At 74.5% G+C, this 15,436-nt stretch carries 20 protein-coding genes; 11 read left to right on the top strand and 9 right to left on the bottom strand.

The window, feature by feature from the left end; all coding sequences use genetic code 11:
* Positions 1-28 precede the first annotated feature (28 nt).
* Both ACFU5G_RS16975 and ACFU5G_RS16970 read right to left on the bottom strand, forming a co-directional pair.
* Complete coding sequence (locus tag ACFU5G_RS16975) at positions 29-697, bottom strand: Rv3235 family protein (RefSeq protein ID WP_377246996.1); 669 nt, start codon at positions 695-697, stop codon at positions 29-31.
* Between the two features lie 107 nt (positions 698-804).
* Positions 805-1,647 (bottom strand): hypothetical protein, encoded by an 843-nt coding sequence (locus ACFU5G_RS16970; RefSeq protein WP_377246993.1) that lies wholly within the window; start codon positions 1,645-1,647, stop codon positions 805-807.
* A gap of 153 nt (positions 1,648-1,800) precedes the next feature.
* Here ACFU5G_RS16970 and ACFU5G_RS16965 point away from each other — a divergent pair, with 153 nt between their 5' ends.
* Positions 1,801-2,355 (top strand): hypothetical protein, encoded by a 555-nt coding sequence (locus tag ACFU5G_RS16965; RefSeq protein ID WP_377246990.1) that lies wholly within the window; start codon positions 1,801-1,803, stop codon positions 2,353-2,355.
* Positions 2,356-2,441: 86 nt separating this feature from the next.
* Here ACFU5G_RS16965 and ACFU5G_RS16960 read toward each other — a convergent pair whose 3' ends face one another.
* Positions 2,442-2,660, bottom strand: a complete 219-nt coding sequence (locus tag ACFU5G_RS16960) for an AlpA family transcriptional regulator (RefSeq protein ID WP_020016485.1) — start codon at positions 2,658-2,660, stop codon at positions 2,442-2,444.
* A 195-nt stretch (positions 2,661-2,855) separates the two neighbouring features.
* On the opposite strand from ACFU5G_RS16960, the gene ACFU5G_RS16955 reads away from it, so the two are divergent.
* The 3 genes from ACFU5G_RS16955 (at position 2,856) to hisN (ending at position 5,725) form a co-directional block, all read left to right on the top strand.
* Positions 2,856-3,545 (top strand): hypothetical protein, encoded by a 690-nt coding sequence (locus ACFU5G_RS16955; protein WP_377246987.1) that lies wholly within the window; start codon positions 2,856-2,858, stop codon positions 3,543-3,545.
* A complete protein-coding gene (locus tag ACFU5G_RS16950; RefSeq protein ID WP_377246984.1) occupies positions 3,542-4,831 on the top strand; it encodes a hypothetical protein in 1,290 nt (429 codons plus the stop codon). Before ACFU5G_RS16955 ends, ACFU5G_RS16950 begins: the two co-directional genes overlap by 4 nt.
* A 93-nt stretch (positions 4,832-4,924) precedes the next feature.
* Complete coding sequence (gene hisN / locus ACFU5G_RS16945; RefSeq protein ID WP_377246981.1) at positions 4,925-5,725, top strand: histidinol-phosphatase; 801 nt, start codon at positions 4,925-4,927, stop codon at positions 5,723-5,725.
* Positions 5,726-5,767: 42 nt separating this feature from the next.
* Here hisN and ACFU5G_RS16940 read toward each other — a convergent pair whose 3' ends face one another.
* A complete protein-coding gene (locus ACFU5G_RS16940) occupies positions 5,768-6,322 on the bottom strand; it encodes a DUF6912 family protein (RefSeq protein WP_377246978.1) in 555 nt (184 codons plus the stop codon).
* 128 nt (positions 6,323-6,450) lie between these two features.
* Here ACFU5G_RS16940 and ACFU5G_RS16935 point away from each other — a divergent pair, with 128 nt between their 5' ends.
* Both ACFU5G_RS16935 and ACFU5G_RS16930 read left to right on the top strand, forming a co-directional pair.
* Positions 6,451-7,083, top strand: a complete 633-nt coding sequence (locus tag ACFU5G_RS16935; protein WP_377246975.1) for a DUF6928 family protein — start codon at positions 6,451-6,453, stop codon at positions 7,081-7,083.
* A gap of 65 nt (positions 7,084-7,148) precedes the next feature.
* A complete protein-coding gene (locus ACFU5G_RS16930) occupies positions 7,149-7,577 on the top strand; it encodes a VOC family protein (RefSeq protein ID WP_377246972.1) in 429 nt (142 codons plus the stop codon).
* 22 nt (positions 7,578-7,599) lie between these two features.
* Here ACFU5G_RS16930 and ACFU5G_RS16925 read toward each other — a convergent pair whose 3' ends face one another.
* The 4 genes from ACFU5G_RS16925 to ACFU5G_RS16910 all read right to left on the bottom strand — a co-directional run bounded on the left by ACFU5G_RS16925 (position 7,600) and on the right by ACFU5G_RS16910 (position 11,165).
* Complete coding sequence (locus ACFU5G_RS16925; protein WP_377246969.1) at positions 7,600-8,115, bottom strand: endonuclease V; 516 nt, start codon at positions 8,113-8,115, stop codon at positions 7,600-7,602.
* A gap of 2 nt (positions 8,116-8,117) precedes the next feature.
* Complete coding sequence (locus tag ACFU5G_RS16920) at positions 8,118-9,248, bottom strand: ribosome small subunit-dependent GTPase A (RefSeq protein ID WP_377246966.1); 1,131 nt, start codon at positions 9,246-9,248, stop codon at positions 8,118-8,120.
* The gene (gene aroA / locus ACFU5G_RS16915; RefSeq protein ID WP_377246963.1) at positions 9,248-10,573 is read right to left on the bottom strand and encodes a 3-phosphoshikimate 1-carboxyvinyltransferase; all 1,326 of its coding nucleotides are present in this window, start codon (positions 10,571-10,573) and stop codon (positions 9,248-9,250) included. Before aroA ends, ACFU5G_RS16920 begins: the two co-directional genes overlap by 1 nt.
* 118 nt (positions 10,574-10,691) lie before the next feature.
* The gene (locus ACFU5G_RS16910) at positions 10,692-11,165 is read right to left on the bottom strand and encodes a DoxX family protein (RefSeq protein WP_377246961.1); all 474 of its coding nucleotides are present in this window, start codon (positions 11,163-11,165) and stop codon (positions 10,692-10,694) included.
* 398 nt (positions 11,166-11,563) lie between these two features.
* Here ACFU5G_RS16910 and ACFU5G_RS16905 point away from each other — a divergent pair, with 398 nt between their 5' ends.
* Together ACFU5G_RS16905 and rsrA are read left to right on the top strand one after the other, a co-directional pair.
* Complete coding sequence (locus tag ACFU5G_RS16905) at positions 11,564-12,298, top strand: sigma-70 family RNA polymerase sigma factor (RefSeq protein WP_377247037.1); 735 nt, start codon at positions 11,564-11,566, stop codon at positions 12,296-12,298.
* Positions 12,295-12,576 (top strand): mycothiol system anti-sigma-R factor, encoded by a 282-nt coding sequence (rsrA, locus tag ACFU5G_RS16900; protein WP_020016497.1) that lies wholly within the window; start codon positions 12,295-12,297, stop codon positions 12,574-12,576. Before ACFU5G_RS16905 ends, rsrA begins: the two co-directional genes overlap by 4 nt.
* Positions 12,577-12,655: 79 nt before the next feature.
* On the opposite strand, the gene ACFU5G_RS16895 is transcribed toward rsrA, so the two are convergent.
* The gene (locus tag ACFU5G_RS16895) at positions 12,656-12,730 is read right to left on the bottom strand and encodes a 50S ribosomal protein bL37 (RefSeq protein WP_156968370.1); all 75 of its coding nucleotides are present in this window, start codon (positions 12,728-12,730) and stop codon (positions 12,656-12,658) included.
* Between the two features lie 159 nt (positions 12,731-12,889).
* Here ACFU5G_RS16895 and ACFU5G_RS16890 point away from each other — a divergent pair, with 159 nt between their 5' ends.
* From ACFU5G_RS16890 to ACFU5G_RS16880, 3 genes are read left to right on the top strand one after another with little or no spacing between them, the layout of a single operon-like run.
* On the top strand, positions 12,890-13,771 hold the full coding sequence (locus ACFU5G_RS16890; protein WP_377246958.1) for a DUF4097 family beta strand repeat-containing protein: 882 nt from the start codon (positions 12,890-12,892) through the stop codon (positions 13,769-13,771).
* Positions 13,771-14,433, top strand: coding sequence for a PadR family transcriptional regulator (locus ACFU5G_RS16885; RefSeq protein ID WP_377246955.1), 663 nt, complete (start codon positions 13,771-13,773; stop codon positions 14,431-14,433). The genes ACFU5G_RS16890 and ACFU5G_RS16885 overlap by 1 nt, the downstream gene beginning before the upstream one ends.
* A 53-nt stretch (positions 14,434-14,486) precedes the next feature.
* Positions 14,487-15,284, top strand: coding sequence for a hypothetical protein (locus tag ACFU5G_RS16880; protein ID WP_377246952.1), 798 nt, complete (start codon positions 14,487-14,489; stop codon positions 15,282-15,284).
* The last annotated feature ends 152 nt before the right edge of the window (positions 15,285-15,436 follow it).

The following is a 15,436-nucleotide window of genomic DNA, read 5'->3' as shown; positions in this document are numbered from 1 at the left end:
GGGCCTTCGCGCCTGTCATGGGGCCGGCTCAGCCGATCTCCAGGACCGCGACGCGCCACACCCCGCGCCGGGCCTCCAGCCGCACGGCCGCGGCGCGCACCCGCCCCTCGTCGTGCAGGATCACCGTGGCCTCGGCCGACGTGGCGCCCAGCCGGACCATCCGCACGCGCCGCACCGCGGCCGGGTGCGCCTTGGGCCGCGGCGGCCGCACCTGGCGGGCCTCGCGCATGAGCCGCCCCCGCTCCAGGAGCTGGTCGTAGACCTGCGGCGTCACCCAGCGCGCGAGCTGGGACGCCGGCCGCTCGCCGCGCAGCACCTCGACCGCCGCGCGGACCACGCGGCAGACCTGCGCGGTGGGGTCGGGCAGGTCCGGGTCGGGCTCCGGCGCCGGCCGGCCGGACAGCGCCTCGAGAGCCGCCGCCGCGTTCTGCAGCTCGGGGTACGGCGTGCCGCCGATCCGCATGCGCCGCAGCCGTCGGCCGATCCCCGGTCCGGTGACCGGCCCCGACGGCGGCACCGCGGTGCGTCGGGCCGGCAGGCGGGTCCGGGCGGCGTCCTGGGCCGGCGCGGCGGTCGGTGCGCGGGTCTGTGCCGGTGCCGGCACGACCGCAGGAGCGGCGGCCGCCGCCGCGGGCATGGACGGTGCGCCGGGCCGGCTCCGGGCTCCGCCGCCTGGCGAGGTGTCGAGCGTGGTCATACGAGGCCTCCTGGGGACAGGCTTGCTGAGGACTGGCTTGCTGGGGACGTGGGTGCGGTCGTGCACACTGGTGCCTCGCCGGGCGGCGGATCGCGGGAGCCGTGCCGTCAGGGCTGGTGCAGCACCATGCCCGGCCGGATCAGGTCCGGGTCCGCGCCCACCACCTCGCGGTTGGCCCCGTACCACCGAGCGACGGCGTCCACGGTCTCGGCGTCGGACGGCCCGCCGGCGCCGCGGGTTCCTTCGCCACCGCGGGCCAGCGCCTCCGCCGCGATCGACCACAGCGTGTCGCCCGCCTCCACCACCACGAGCGCCTCCGGTCTCGTATCGGTCCCCGAGCCCCGGTTGACCAGTGACGACCGCCCCGGCCCGTCGGCCTGCCGCGCGTTCGTCGGCTGCCAGCCGAGGTCGACCACCACGGCCGGCCCGGCGTCGGCGGCGCGGACCTCGCCCGTCTGGGGCAGGGCGAACGCCGCCGGGGTCGTGAGCGCGAGGCCGAGCCCCGCCCCGGCCGCCGCGCGGGCCAGGCGCCGCACCACCGCCGGCGCGTGCCGGGCCACCGCGCGCTCGGCCGCCGTCCAGCGTCTGCCCCGGCGGTCCGCGAGGACGCAGGCCAGCGCGAGGAGCGCGTGCCCGCCCGTCCAGCCCGCCACCGCCGTGCCGACGGCGACCGCCGCGAGCTCGACGATGTCCTCGACCGGGAAGTACGCCGCGCCGAGGCCCGCACCGACCTGCCACGTGCGCACACCGAGCAGGCCGGCCGCCCCCGCGAGCGCGAGACCGAGGCCGAGCAGCCCGAGGAGCCCGCCCCGCGCGCCCGCGGCCACGTGCTGCCCGGTGCCGGGCGCCCCGCCCGGCGTCGTTCCTGCCGTCGTTCCTGCTGCCCTGCCGGACGCACGAGGCGTGCGCCCGGCGGCAGCCGGCCTGTGGTCGCTGGCGTGCGTCGTCATGGTTCCCCCTGCGGTGGTCGAACTTCGACTGCGATGATCCGGTGCGCCGGGTTTGATATCAGTTGATGCCGTCCGGCGATCGTTATTCAACATCCATGCCGAGAGGGTGTCCACCGGAGAGCGGGATGCCTGTGGATAGCGCAAGGTGTCCTCATGACATCAGTGCAGCCGGCCGGCCCCACCCGCTGGGAGGCGCTCTTCGGTGACCTGGAGGCGCAGGCCCGCGCCCAGTCGGTGGCCGAGGCCGACGCGCTCGTCTCCGAGCTGACGCGCGCCGAGCACGCGACGATGACGCTCGCGGACCGGTTCCGCGCCGTCGTCGGCGGGGTGGTCGCGCTGGAGCTGCTCGACGGCGCCCCGTTGCGCGGCGTCGTGGTGGAGGCGGCGGACGAGTGGGTGCTGCTGCGCGGGGTGCGGCCCGAGCCGCTGAGCCAGCACCTGGTGCCGCTGGCCGCCGTGGCCGCGGCCCACGGCCTGGCCCGGCAGGCGGCGTCGGCCACGTCGCGGCGGGACGCCCTCGGGCTGGGGCCGGTGCTGCGGAGCCTGCAGCGGGACCGGGCCCGCGTCGTCGTGCGCACGCTCCGCGGGGCGTACGGCGGACGGGTCGCGCGAGTGGGCCGGGACCATCTGGACATCGATCTGCTCGACGACCGCGGAACCCGGCTGGTTCCGTTCATGGCGCTGCTGGTCGTGAGCGAGTCGCCCTAACCGATCGGTATAGCCCGTAAATGGAGAGCGGGACCGGTGTCACTCCGTTGGAGTGCGCCGGTCCCGTCGGTGTGCGACGCGGCCATTCAGCCGTCCGCTGCGGCAGAACCCTTGAGCCGCTCACGGCTCTTTGCGTACATACGCTCGATGTACGACTCGAGCTCCGCTGCCTCGACGCGCCAGACCTTCTTGGGTCCCACCTGGATGGCGGGAAGGTCGCCGGTACGAACCAGTGCGTAGCCCTGGGCCATCGAGATGTTCAGTGTCTCGACCACATCAGCCAGAGAGAGAAAGCGCTTTTCCATGGGAACAGTGTGGCACGAGACACCGACATGAGGGGGTTATCCACAAGAAGTGTTTATCTGATGCCGGATCGGCGGCGTTCGATCACTATGGTTCCGGCGCTCTGCCCAGGCTGTGCACCATTCTGTGCGGGTTCGCGGTTCAACTTGTACTCGACGTCCCACGCAAAGTCCACCAAAGTACGCGGAAGGACCGAGATGACGTATGCCCCGGCCGCCCCGGCGCCCGCAGTCCAGGGCCAGGGTCTCCCCGAGCCGGCCGCCGGCCGGCTCCGCCGCCCCGGCTGGCGCGACCCGCGGCTCGTGACCGGTCTCGTCATCGTCGCGCTGTCCGTCGCCCTCGGTTCCTGGGTGGTCTCGGCCGCGAGCCGCACGGTACCGGTCTTCGTGGCCGACGGCGCCCTCACGCCCGGAGAGCCCCTCACCGCCGGCTCGCTGCGCACCGCCGACGTCCGGCTCGGTGCCGGGACGGGCCGCTACCTGCCCGCCGACGAGCCGCTGCCCGCGGGCCTGGTGGTGCTCCGGGTGGTCGACGACGGCGAGCTGGTGCCGCTGACCGCCCTCGGAGCGGACGCCGACGTGCGCTCCGTCGCCGTTCCTGTCGCCTCCGGGCTGTCGGACCGGATCCGGGCCGGTGCCGTCGTGGACCTGTGGTTCGTGCCCGACCTGCCGGTCACGCGGGAGGCGGGCGCGGACCGGCCGGAACCGCGCACGCTCGCGAAGGACGTGGTGGTCGAGCAGGTGGATGCGGAGGACGGCGCCATCGTCGTGGACGGCACCGTCACGCTGCACGTGCTGGTCGCGGGCGACGCGCTCCCGACGGTGCTGGCCGCGCTGTCGGACGCGGGCACCGTGACCGTCGTACCCGTGGCGGGCGGCGTCCGATGAGCGAGGAGCGGACCGCCACCGTGCTCGTCGCGGTCCAGGCGCCCGAGGAGGAGGCCGCGGCGGTGACCGCGCTCGGCGCGCAGCCGCAGGTGACCGTGGCCCGGCGCTGCGCGGAGCTCACCGAGCTCCTGGCGGCGGCCGAGGCGGGCGCCGGTACCGTCGCCGTCGTCTCGGGGGACCTGCCGGGCCTGGACCGCGACGCCGTGGCGCGGCTGCGCGGCGCGGGCCTGCGCGTCGTCGTGGTCCAGCACGCGGCCCTGTCCGCCGCGCGGCTCGCGTGGCTGGGCGCCGACGTCGTCGTGGTGGGCGGGGACGTCGAGAACCTGGTCGCCGCGGTACGGGGCGACGGCCCGGACCCGGACGCCGCCGTGGCGGCCGCCCCGGCCGGTCGCGGGACCGACGGGCCGGGCGCGATCGTCGCCGTCTGGGGTCCGGCGGGCTCGCCCGGCCGCACCACCACCGCCATCGAGCTCGCGGCCGCCCTCGCGGGGGTGGGCGCCGCCGCACCCCGGCGCACCGGCCTGCTGCGCAGGTCGCGCCCCGTGCCCCCGCCGCTCGGTTCGAGCACGGTCCTCCTGGCCGACGCCGACACGTACGCGTCGTCGGTGACCTCCCGCCTGGGGCTGCTCGACGACGCACCCGGCCTGGCCGCCGCCGCGCGCGCCGCGGGTCAGGGCAACCTCGACGTCGTGACGCTCGCCGGGCACAGCCCGGTGGTGCTGCCGGGCGTGCGCGTGCTGACCGGCATCACTCGCGCATCGCGCTGGCCGGAGCTGCCCGCCAGCTCGCTCGACCTGGTGTTCCAGCGCTGCCGCGAGCTCGCGGCCTGGACCGTGGTCGACTGCGGGCCGGTGCTCGAGGCCGACGAGCTCCTCATGTACGACACCCGCGCGCCCCAGCGCAACGGCGCGACCCTGAGCGCCCTGCAGGCCGCGGACGTCGTCGTGGTGGTCGGCGCGGCCGATCCCGTGGGGCTGCAGCGGCTGGTGCGCGGCCTGGAGGACCTGCGGGACGCCTCGGTGCCCGTCCCCGCGGCGCGCGTGGTCGTGGTGAACCGGGTGCGGGCGGCCGCCGTCGGGCGCCGGGCCGAGGCCCAGGTGCGCGACGCGCTGGCGCGCTACGGGGGAGTGGGCGACGCGCACGTCGTGCCGGACGACCCGGCCGGGCTCGACGCGGCGCTGCTGGCGGGGCGCGTGCTGGCCGAGTGCGCGCCGGCCTCGCCCGCGCGGGCCGCGTTCGAGGGCCTCGCGGACCGGGTGCGGGAACTGGCGCCGGCGCCGGTCTGAGGGCGCGGACGGGCCGCGCTGGGCACTTCCTGGGTAACAATCCGCCCGTCCGGCGCGGCTCGGCGACGGAAAACCGCCATCCAACGCTAGGTTGTGCCCGTGGCCGCCGTGACGAAGGACAACTACGCCGACGACCTGCGTCTGGCGCACGTGATCGCCGACCAGGTCGATTCCATCACCATGTCCCGCTTCCGGGCGCTGGACCTGAAGGTGGAGACCAAGCCGGACCTGACGCCGGTCTCCGACGCCGACCGGGCGGCCGAGGACTTCATCCGCGGCCAGCTCGCCCGCGCGCGGACCCGCGACGCGATCGTCGGCGAGGAGTACGGCTCCGCCGGCAGCGGCGCCCGCCGCTGGATCGTCGACCCGATCGACGGCACCAAGAACTTCGTGCGCGGCGTGCCCGTCTGGGCCACGCTCATCGCGCTGGCCGACGGCGACGAGGTGGTCGTGGGCCTGGTCAGCGCCCCCGCCCTGGGCCGCCGGTGGTGGGCGGCGAAGGGCTCGGGCGCGTGGACCGGCAAGTCGCTGGCCGCCGCGAACCGCATGTCGGTGTCCGGGATCTCCCGCGTCGCCGACGCGTCGTTCGCCTACTCGTCCCTCGGCGGCTGGGAGGAGCGCGGCAAGCTCGACGGGTTCCTCGACCTCACCCGGGCGTGCGCGCGCACCCGCGGCTACGGCGACTTCTGGTCGTACATGCTCGTGGCCGACGGCGCCGTCGACATCGCCGCGGAGCCCGAGCTCGAGGTCTACGACATGGCCGCGCTCGTGCCGATCGTCACCGAGGCGGGCGGCACGTTCACCTCGCTGGACGGCAAGCCGGGCCCGTGGGGCGGCAACGCCGTCGCCACGAACGGCAGACTGCACAAGGAAGCGCTCGACTTCCTGTCCTGACGACGGTCCGGCCCGGGGCGGGAACCCAGGCCGGAGACCGGGTCAGGCCCGGGGCACGTCCTTGATCTCGCTCCAGTCGTACCAGAGCAGGTCACGGTCGGTGACGCGCTGCAGCGCCTCGTCGAGGGCGGTGTCGGACTCCTCGCCGACCTCCGCCGTCGTCTCGGCGTCGCTCTCCTCGTCCGCGGCGGCGAGCACGTCCGCGATGTCGGCGGCGGCTTCGGCCTCGTCGACGTGCACGCAGACGATCGCCACCTGCTCGACGGTGTCGGTCACCTGCACCTCGGAGGCCACCGGCTCGTCGTCGTCCTCGTCACCGGGGACGACGGGGCCCACTGCGGCGTCCGGGACCTCCACGGTGATGATCACGCGCTGGTGCGGCGCGTCGGGGCGGCCCGCGACGAGCGCCAGGGAGTCGTCGGCCGCGTTGAGGGCCGCGACGTACTCGAGGCCCTCGGCGTCCTCGTCGGGCAGGGCGGCCTCCAGCTCCTTCGTCACGGCGTGCGCGCGGCGCGGGGCTACCGTCCAGCGGGCGGCGTCGGAGGAGTGGGAGACGGCGTCGAGCTCGTCGAGCGTGGCGGGCACGTAGATGCGCATGTGCTCAGTCTGCCGTGTGTCGGCCCGTGACGAGTGGAGTGGCGGTGTCACCCAGTCCCCGTACTCTCGTGTCCGGCGTCGGGGCGGGACGCCACGGGTAGTGGTAGCAGCCGAGGGCAGGAGACGAGATGGGTGCCAAGACCGCGATGCTGGTGTACGCGGACGGGGACGTGGCCGCGGGTCTGACGGGAGCGGCCGACTTCGCCGACGAGGCGAGCGCGGCGGAGCTGCTCGGCCTGCTGTGGCCACCGGCCCGCATCCGCCCGGACGGCGAGGAGCCCTGGGACCTCGGTGACGCCGTGTTCCCGCCCGAGGGCCGCGCGTGCGCGCTGTCGACGCCCGAGGTGGACGTCCTGTGCGACCAGGCGCTCATGCTCGACCGGCCCTCCCAGCTCCCGGCCCACCTGGTCGACGCGAGCATGGGCCGCACGCTGTACCTGCACGCGATGCACAGCGCGGTCGACTGGTTCGCCTTCGCGGTGTGGCGCGACGGCAGGCTCGTGCGGTCGCTGAGCCTCTCGCCGGACGACGGTGTGCTGGAGGACACGGGGGAGCGCCTCGCGTTCGAGGAGCCGTTCTGGGCGGGCCGGCACCCGGCGTCGCTCGAGGGCTACCCGCTGCCCTTCCACCCCCTGGACCTGGGCGACCATGCCCTGCGCGAGTTCTTCGGCTTCAGCGGCGAGGGGGCCGACGACGGCGGCCCGTCCGCCGGCCGGCTGGACCCGTGGGCCGTGGAGCTGTTCGGCTTCCAGGTGGTGTAGCCGCGCCCAGCGCTCGACAGATCACCAAATCGCTCGTACATTTGTTCGAGAGCGAGGAGGTTGTCATGCCCGAACCCACTACTCCCAGTCCCGCCGGAGTGGTCCCCATGCTGTCCTACCAGGACGGCGTCTCCGCCATGGACTGGCTCATCGAGGTGTTCGGCTTCACCGAGGCCGAACGCTGGCTGGACGACGACGGACATCTCTCCCACGGTGAGCTCGACGCCGGCGGCGGGCGCGTGATGCTCTCCGAGCTCGCGTCCTACGAGGGGCCGGCCGCACACCGCAAGCACTGCCGCGCGGCCGACGCGTGGCTGTCGACGCCCTGGGTGATCGACGGCGTGCTGGTCCACGTGGCCGACGTCGAGGCGCACTTCGCCAAGGCCCAGGCCGCCGGCGCGGGCGTGCTCTCGAAGATCGAGGAGGCGCCCTATGGCCGCTCCTACCGCGCGGAGGACCTGGAGGGCCATCGCTGGATGTTCCTGCAGCCGTGAGCCGGCCCGCCCCGGAACGGGCCTACTCGGCGCCGCGGGCCAGCCGGTCCACGCGGCGCAGCGCGGTGGGGAACCGGGCGTCGCCGGCCATCTCGCGGACCAGGTCGGCCGCGGCCTCCAGCGCCATGCCCGACGCCGTGACGTACAGGGGCCGGGCGGACTGTCCGCGCAGCACCTCGGCGGCGTGGGAGGCCGCCCGGAACCGGGTCTTGGCGACGCCGAGCACCACCGGGGCGAGCCCGGCGTCGGCCACGTGGGCGCCCAGGCCCGGGCTGCCGGTGGGGTCGAGGTCCACGTACCCGTCCACGATCAGCAGGTCCAGCGGTGCCACGCCGCCCAGCACCTCCCGCAGGGGCGGCAGCTCGCGCTCGTAGAACCGGCCGGGCTGGTACTCCGCCACCTGCTCCACGCGCACGGTGCGCTCCTCGACGAGCGTCGCGAACCCCGCGTCCTCGGCGACGACCAGCGCGGCGCGCGCCCCGCCGTCGTCCAGGTACTGCACGTCCACCGCGCCGTAGCGCGGGGTGGCACCGGTCATGCTCAGGCGTCCGAGCCGGTGCGGGACGACAGCAGGCGGCGGAACGAGGCGAGCCGGGCCGCGCGGGCCGGTCGCTCGTCCTCGGGGGAGGCCTCGATCCAGTCGTCGAGCGCGCAGTCCGGGGCGTCGGCGAGGTGCGTGCAGCCGCGCGGGCACTCCTGCGCCACCTCGTCCAGGTCCTCGAACGCGTGCAGCAGGTGCGCCACCTCGACGTGCGCCAGCCCGAACGAGCGCACGCCCGGGGTGTCGATCACCCAGCCGTCGAACCCCGCGCCGTCGGTCGCGGGCGCGCCGTCGACGTCGGACGCGGCGTCCGTCTCCCCGGGATCCCCGACGGGCAGCCGCAGTGCCACCGCCGACGTCGAGGTGTGCCGGCCGCGCCCGGTCACGTCGTTGACGACGCCCGTGGCCCGCTTGGCGTCGGGCACCAGCGCGTTGATCAGGGTCGACTTGCCGACCCCGGAGTGCCCCACCAGCACCGACACCAGGCCGCGGAGCCGGCCGCGCACCTCCTCGACGGAGTCCGGCGCCAGCGTGATCCCGGCGCCGTCGCCCGAGGGCGTCCGGCGCGTCACCACGACCTCGACGCCGAGCGGCTCGTAGAGCGCGCGCAGCTCGTCGGGGGAGGCGAGGTCGGCTTTCGTCAGGCACAGCAGCACCGACATCCCGGCGTCGTACGCGGCGACGACGCAGCGGTCGATCATGCCGGTGCGCGGCTCGGGCTGGGCCAGCGCCGTGACGATGACGAGCTGGTCCGCGTTGGCGACGACGATCCGCTCGTACGGGTCGGTGTCGTCCGCGGTACGGCGCAGCGTCGAGGTGCGCTCCTGGATCCGCACGATGCGTGCGAGCGAGCCCTCCTCGCCGGAGGTGTCGCCCACGACGTCCACCCGGTCGCCGACGACGACGCGCGTGCGGGTGAGCTCGCGCGCCTTCATCGCGGTCACGATGGTCTCGTCCGCGAGCTCGGTCGCCGCGCCGCCCACCAGGAGCGTGTACCGCCCCCGGTCGACGCCGGTGACCAGGCCGGTCACGGCGTCCGAGTGCTCGGGTCGTTGCTTGGTCCGGGGCCGGGAGCCGCGCTTGGACGGGCGGGAGCGGAAGTCCGACTCGTCGAGGTCGCGGCGGCCCATCAGGCGGCCGTGCCCAGCATGCCCAGCCACATGCCCGTGAAGTCGGGCAGGGTCTTGGCCGTGGTGGCGACGTCCTCGATCAGCACGCCGGGGACCCGCAGGCCGAGCAGCGCGGCCGACGTCGCCATGCGGTGGTCGCCGTAGGTGCGCACGACCTCGCCGTGGAGCGGTCGCGGCGTGATGACCAGGCCGTCCCGGGTCTCCTCCGCCTGCCCGCCTAGGCGGGTGATCTCGCGCGCGAGCGCGGCCAGCCGGTCGGTCTCGTGGCCCCGCAGGTGCGCGATCCCGCGCAGCCGGGAGGGCGAGTCCGCCAGCGCGGCCAGGGCCGCGAACGTGGGCGCGAGCTCGCCGCCCGCGTGCAGGTCGACGTCGATCCCGTGGATCTCGCCCGTGCCGGTGACGCTCAGCACGCCGTCGGCCAGGGTGAACGTGCCGCCCATGCGCTCCAGCAGCTCGGGCACCATGGCGCCGGGCTGCGTGGTCAGGGTGGGCCAGCCGGGCACGCGGACCGTGCCGCCCGCGACCAGTGCGGACGCGAGGAACGGCGCCGCGTTGGACAGGTCGGGCTCGACGCGCACGTCGCGGCCCGTGATGGGGCCGGGGCGCACGGCCCAGATGCCGTCCCGCGAGTCGTCGACCACGACGCCGACGTCGCGCAGCGTGGCGACCGTCATCTCGATGTGGGGCAGGCTCGGCAGCGTGGCGCCGATGTGCCGCAGGGTGAGGCCGCGCTCGAAGCGCGTGGCGGCCAGCAGCAGCCCGGAGACGAACTGCGACGACTCCGAGGCGTCGACGTCGACCGAGCCGCCCGGGACGCCGCCGCGGCCCTCGACCGTGAAGGGGAGGTAGCTCGGCAGCTCGGCGGAGTCGCTCGAACCCTCGGGGTCGTGCACCGTGATGCCGAGCGCGCGCAGCGCCGCGAGCACCGGCAGCATGGGCCGCAGCCGGGCCGCGGCGTCGCCGTCGAACCGGACCGGGCCGTCGGCGAGGGCCGCGACGGGCGGCAGGAACCGCATGACCGTGCCGGCCAGGCCGGTATCGATCTCGGTGCCGCCGGTCACCGGGCCGGGCGTCACGTGCAGGGTGCTGGGGTGGTCGCCCTCCTCGATGCCCGCGCCGAGCGCGCGCAGGGCGCCGATCATCAGGTCGGCGTCGCGGCTGCGGAGCGCGCCGCGCAGGGTGCCGGGGGCGTCCGCGAGGGCGGCGAGCACCAGCAGCCGGTTGGTGAGGGACTTGCTGCCGGGTACCTCGACCGTCGCGTCCAGCGGTGCGCCGGCGAGCGGCGCCTCCCAGGTCGGTGCGGGCGCGGTGGTCGAAGAAGTCATGTGGCGAGATTATCGCGGAGCGGCCGCGCGCGGCGGCCCGTACCAGCCACGGTCACCCGCACTCCCGGACTCCCGCTCGCCCCGGCGGGTGAGCGGACGAGCGGACGACCAGCCGGGCTCAGGCCTCGGCCGCCGCGGCCTTCGCGTCCGCGCGCGCCGCGCGTGCCTGCTGGACCCGCCACGACAGCCCCGGCCTGCCCTCGAGGTCCGCGCCCGCGATGAGGGCGGCGCCGACGGAGGCGAGGTTGTGCAGGAACCGGTCGGCGCGGGCCGGACGCTCCTCCTTGGGCGCGGTGAACGGCTGGTTCACCAGGGCGAGCGGCAGCGTCAGCAGCGCGAGGGCGAGGGCGGACGCGCGCGGCGCCTTGCCCAGCGCGAGCAGCGTGCCCGCCGTGGCGGTCGCGACGCCGTGCGCGCGCACGAGCGTCGTGACCTGCTTCTCGCTGAGCGGCTCTGCCCCCAGCGCCTTGGTCGCCAGCGCGGATCCCGACCGGGCGGCGGCCACGTGCTCGCTCGGCTTCCGGGCGGCCCGCACGCCGTCGTAGATGAACGAGGAGGCCAGCAGCGGTCGCGCGATGTGTCGAAGCAGCATGCGACCACCTTGGCAGATGCCGGCGCCGGATGCAGCAGGATCGCGGCACGGCGGCGCCGGGCGGCCGGGGCCGCACCGGGAATTCGGAGCCGTGGCCGCTGGTTGAACCCGACGTGGAGCAATGCCTCGAGAAGGATGCGGTGAACAACACGGTGATGGGCATGGTGACGAGCACGACAACGAACCCCGCGACCAGCGGCGCGTCCGACGCGACGGCGGTTCCGATGACTGCAGGTCAGAGCGCCCCCCTGATGTTCGGCGCGGTCCCGGCGCACCTGCTGGACCCCGGCGCCGACTCGGCGAAGAGTCCGGCGGACGCGCTGTCCGGCGGCACTCCGGCCGCGTTCGGCGCGGTCCTGGCGAACACCGGCTGGCCGACGCGGCTAGGCTCAAGGGCGATGAGTGAGACTTCCCGTGAGCAGAACCAGGGTGCAGGCGGCGATGCCGGCCGCGCCGACGCCGAGGTGCGCCCCGGTGAGATCGCGGCCGTCGAGGCCGCCACGGAGCCCGCCGGCGAGACCGAGGGCACCGAGCGGTCCCCCCAGGAGGAGGACGCGACGGCCCGCGCCGCGCGCTTCGAGCGGGACGCGCTGCAGTACCTGGACCAGCTCTACTCCGCGGCGCTGCGCATGACGCGCAACCCCGCCGACGCCGAGGACCTGGTGCAGGAGACGTTCGCCAAGGCGTTCGCGGCGTTCCACCAGTACCGGCCGGGCACCAACCTGAAGGCCTGGCTGTACCGGATCCTCACGAACACGTTCATCAACAGCTATCGCAAGAAGCAGCGCGAGCCGCAGCAGTCCCAGGCGGAGGACGTCGAGGACTGGCAGATCGCGCGCGCGGCGTCGCACACGTCGCGCGGCCTGCGCTCGGCCGAGGCCGAGGCGCTCGACCGGCTGCCGGACAGCGATGTGAAGCGGGCGCTCGCCGAGCTCCCGGAGGACCGTCGGATGGTCGTCTACTACGCCGACGTCGAAGGCTTCCCCTACAAGGAGATCGCGGAGATCATGGGGACTCCGATCGGGACGGTCATGTCCCGGCTCCACCGCGGACGCCGGCAGCTGCGTGAGCTCCTCGCCGACTACGCCGCTCAGCGAGGTCTCGTCAGCCAGGCGCCCGGAGGTGCGCAGTGAACAACATCGAACCCGTCCCGCACGACACGGCGGGGGAGTCCGAGTGCGAGCACGCACTGACGCACCTGTACGAGTACCTGGACTCCGAGATGACGCCGGACGACGAGCAGCGCATGCGCGCGCACGTCGCCCACTGCTCGCCGTGCCTGGCCGAGCTGAGCGTCGAGGACCTCGTGAAGCAGCTCGTGAAGCGGTCGTGCAGCGAGCGCGCGCCGGACACGCTGCGAGTGCGGATCCATGAGCAGCTCACGGTGATGACGGTCGTCGAGACCGCCTGACCCCGGGCATGACGAAGGGCCGGAACCCCAGGGGGTTCCGGCCCTTTCGCATGCTCAGGCTGTTCGCCTCGACAACGGCTCAGGCGTTGGGACGCTTGCCGTGGTTGGCGGCCGAGCCCTTGCGGCTACGGCGCTTGCGACCGCGCTTGCTCATGGGTGTCTCCTGACAGGTGACGGACTGAATGGCTCAATGGTCCCACAGATCGGGAGGTTGTCAGGCCGCAAGGGGTTGCCCCGTCGAGTAACGCGATATATCGTGTCTCGGGTCAACGCGATATATCGCGTCCAGCGAGACCGAGCACCGGAGGCACCCATGAGCACGGACAGCTGGACCGTCACCGGTCCGCAGACCATCGAGCTGCGCGGCGTGAGCACCGTGGACGCCCACGTCATCGACGGCCGGCTCGACGTCGTCGCGCACGACGAGCCCGTCGTCCGCGTCGAGGTGCACTCCGTCGAGGGGCGCTCCCTGGAGGTCCGGCTGGAGGAGGGCCGCCTCGTCATCGAGCACGAGAGCGGCCTGTCCGGCTGGGGCTCTTTCATGAAGCGGTTCGTCGACTTCGGCGGCAAGGCACGCGCCGACATCCACGTCGCGGTGCCCGCCGACACCGCCGTCCGGCTGGGCACGGTGCGTGGCGAGTGCCTCCTGGCCGGCACGACGGCGGGTGCGTCCGCGTCCACGGTGTCGGGGTCCCTGCTGGTCTCGCGGACGGCCGGCGACCTCAAGCTGAACACCGTCTCCGGCGAGGTGACGGTGCGCGACCACGTGGGCGACATCACGAGCAATACCGTGTCTGCCGACGTGGTGATGAGCGGGTCCGCGGACTCGGTAACGTCCACCTCGGTCTCCGGCGACGTGACGATCGACCTGGCCACCCAGCCGCGGTCGGTCAAGGTCAACTCGGTGTCCGGCAACATGCTGCTGCGCGTGCCGGACGACGGTGCCGTGGCGGTGTCGGCGCAGAGCGTCAGCGGGCGGGTCACGGTGGCCGGCGCGCAGTTCAGCGGCGGGGGCGGCGCCACGTTCTCCTCCGGGGAGCCCGAGGCGCGGCCCGGCCGGCCGTGGACCACCCGCCTGCGGGCCACCAGCGTCTCCGGCGAGGTCACGGTCGTGGGCGGACCGCAGGACGCGCCCGTCGACGTCCAGGACGCCCCCGTCGACGCTCCCGCGGACCACTCGCCCGTGGAGCTGTGATGCCACCTGTCTTCGCCCACGGCGAGCTGCGCCTGTACCTCCTGGTGCTGCTCCTGGACGGGCCACGACACGGGTACGAGCTCATCACCGAGCTCACCCAGCGCTTCGGCGGCACCTACCGCCCCAGCGCCGGGACCATCTACCCTCGCCTGACCAGGCTGGAGGAGGAGGGGCTGGTACGCCGCTCCGCGCCGGGACCGGCCGGTGCCGGCCGCAAGGGCACGTACGAGCTCACCCCCGCCGGCCGGGCCGAGATCGACTCCCGGCTCGACGACGTCAAGCGCCTGGAGCAGAACGTCGCCGAGACCGTCCGCACCCTCGCGGACGGCGTCCGGGCCGACATCCGCGACACGATGCGCGGCCTGCGGGCCGAGCTCGCGGCCGCGGCGCAGGAAGTCCGCTCCCGGCCGCGACCGGGTCCGGGCACGGCACCGGACCCACGGCGCACCCAGTCCAACTCGCTGCGGCACGACGCGGAAGCGGCGCTGCAGCGGTTCCGCAACGACGTGCTGGCCGACCTGCGGGAGGCTGACGTCGCCGGTACGGTGTCCGCGCTGACCGTCGAGACGCTGCGCACCGTCCTCGACTCGGCGCGGTCCGCGATCCGTGGGACCCTGCCGAGCAGCACGAGCACCGCCCCGCACCGCACGAACTCGCAGTGACAGCAGTCCCCATGAACCTCCCGATGAACCCTCCCCATGAACGGAGCACAGCGATGACCACCGAGTCCTGGAGCGTGGCCGCCCCGCAGACCATCGAGGTCGGCGGCGCCACGACTCTGACCGTCCGACTGACGAACGGCCGCGCCGAGATCGTGGCCGACCCGAACCGCACGTCCGGCGCCGTCGTGGAGGTTCTCGAGGTCTCGACGCGGCCGCTGCAGATCCTCGCGGAGCACGGCAACCTGCGCGTCGCCTACGACTTCCCGGGTCTGGAGGGCTTCGTGGACCGGTTCCGCGGCCTCAAGGACCAGGACGCCGCCGTCGTGCGGATCACGGTGCCGGCCACGTCCGTGGTCGACGTCGCGACCGTGGGCGCCGAGGTCGTGGTGACCGGGGCGCAGGCCGGCGTGAACGTCAAGACCGCGGGCGGCGCGATCACCGTGACCGGGACCAGCGGTTCCGTCACCACGAAGTCCGGCACGGGCGCCGTCAGCATCGCCGAGCACAACGGCGACGCGTCGGCCAGCACAGTGTCCGGTGCCGTATCGCTCACGGGCGCCCTGGGCCGCGTCTCGGTCCAGACCGTGTCCGGCGCGGTCGACGTCACCGCCGTCGGCACCACTCCGCTCGTCAACGCCAAGACGGTCTCCGGCGCGGCGGCGGTCCAGCTCGACGCCGGCGCACCGGTCAACCTCCGCGCGCGCAGCGTCACGGGCAAGGTCGTGATCGACGGCGCGCAGGCGACGTCGAGCGCGCAGCGCACCGTCGTCGTCGACCACGCGGAGCCGGGCGCCGCGGCCTACATCTCGACCAACACGGTATCGGGAACGGCCACGATCACCCGCGGCTGACGCCCGCCCCGTAGTGCCGGAAGCCCGGGCCACCTTGGTGACCCGGGCTTCCGGTCTGCGCCTCCGGCGCACGCTCTACCTTTTGTCGCCTGAGCCTGCGGTTCCGCTCCGGGCGGGTGCCTCGTTCCTCGGCCCCCACCCTGCGCTGCACC

Origin of the sequence: Promicromonospora sp. NPDC057488 (genome assembly GCF_042802395.1) — a bacterium.
Classification (GTDB): domain Bacteria; phylum Actinomycetota; class Actinomycetes; order Actinomycetales; family Cellulomonadaceae; genus Promicromonospora.
The sequence above is the reverse complement of the archived record's forward strand: the minus strand, read 5'-3'. Positions and strand labels throughout refer to the sequence as shown.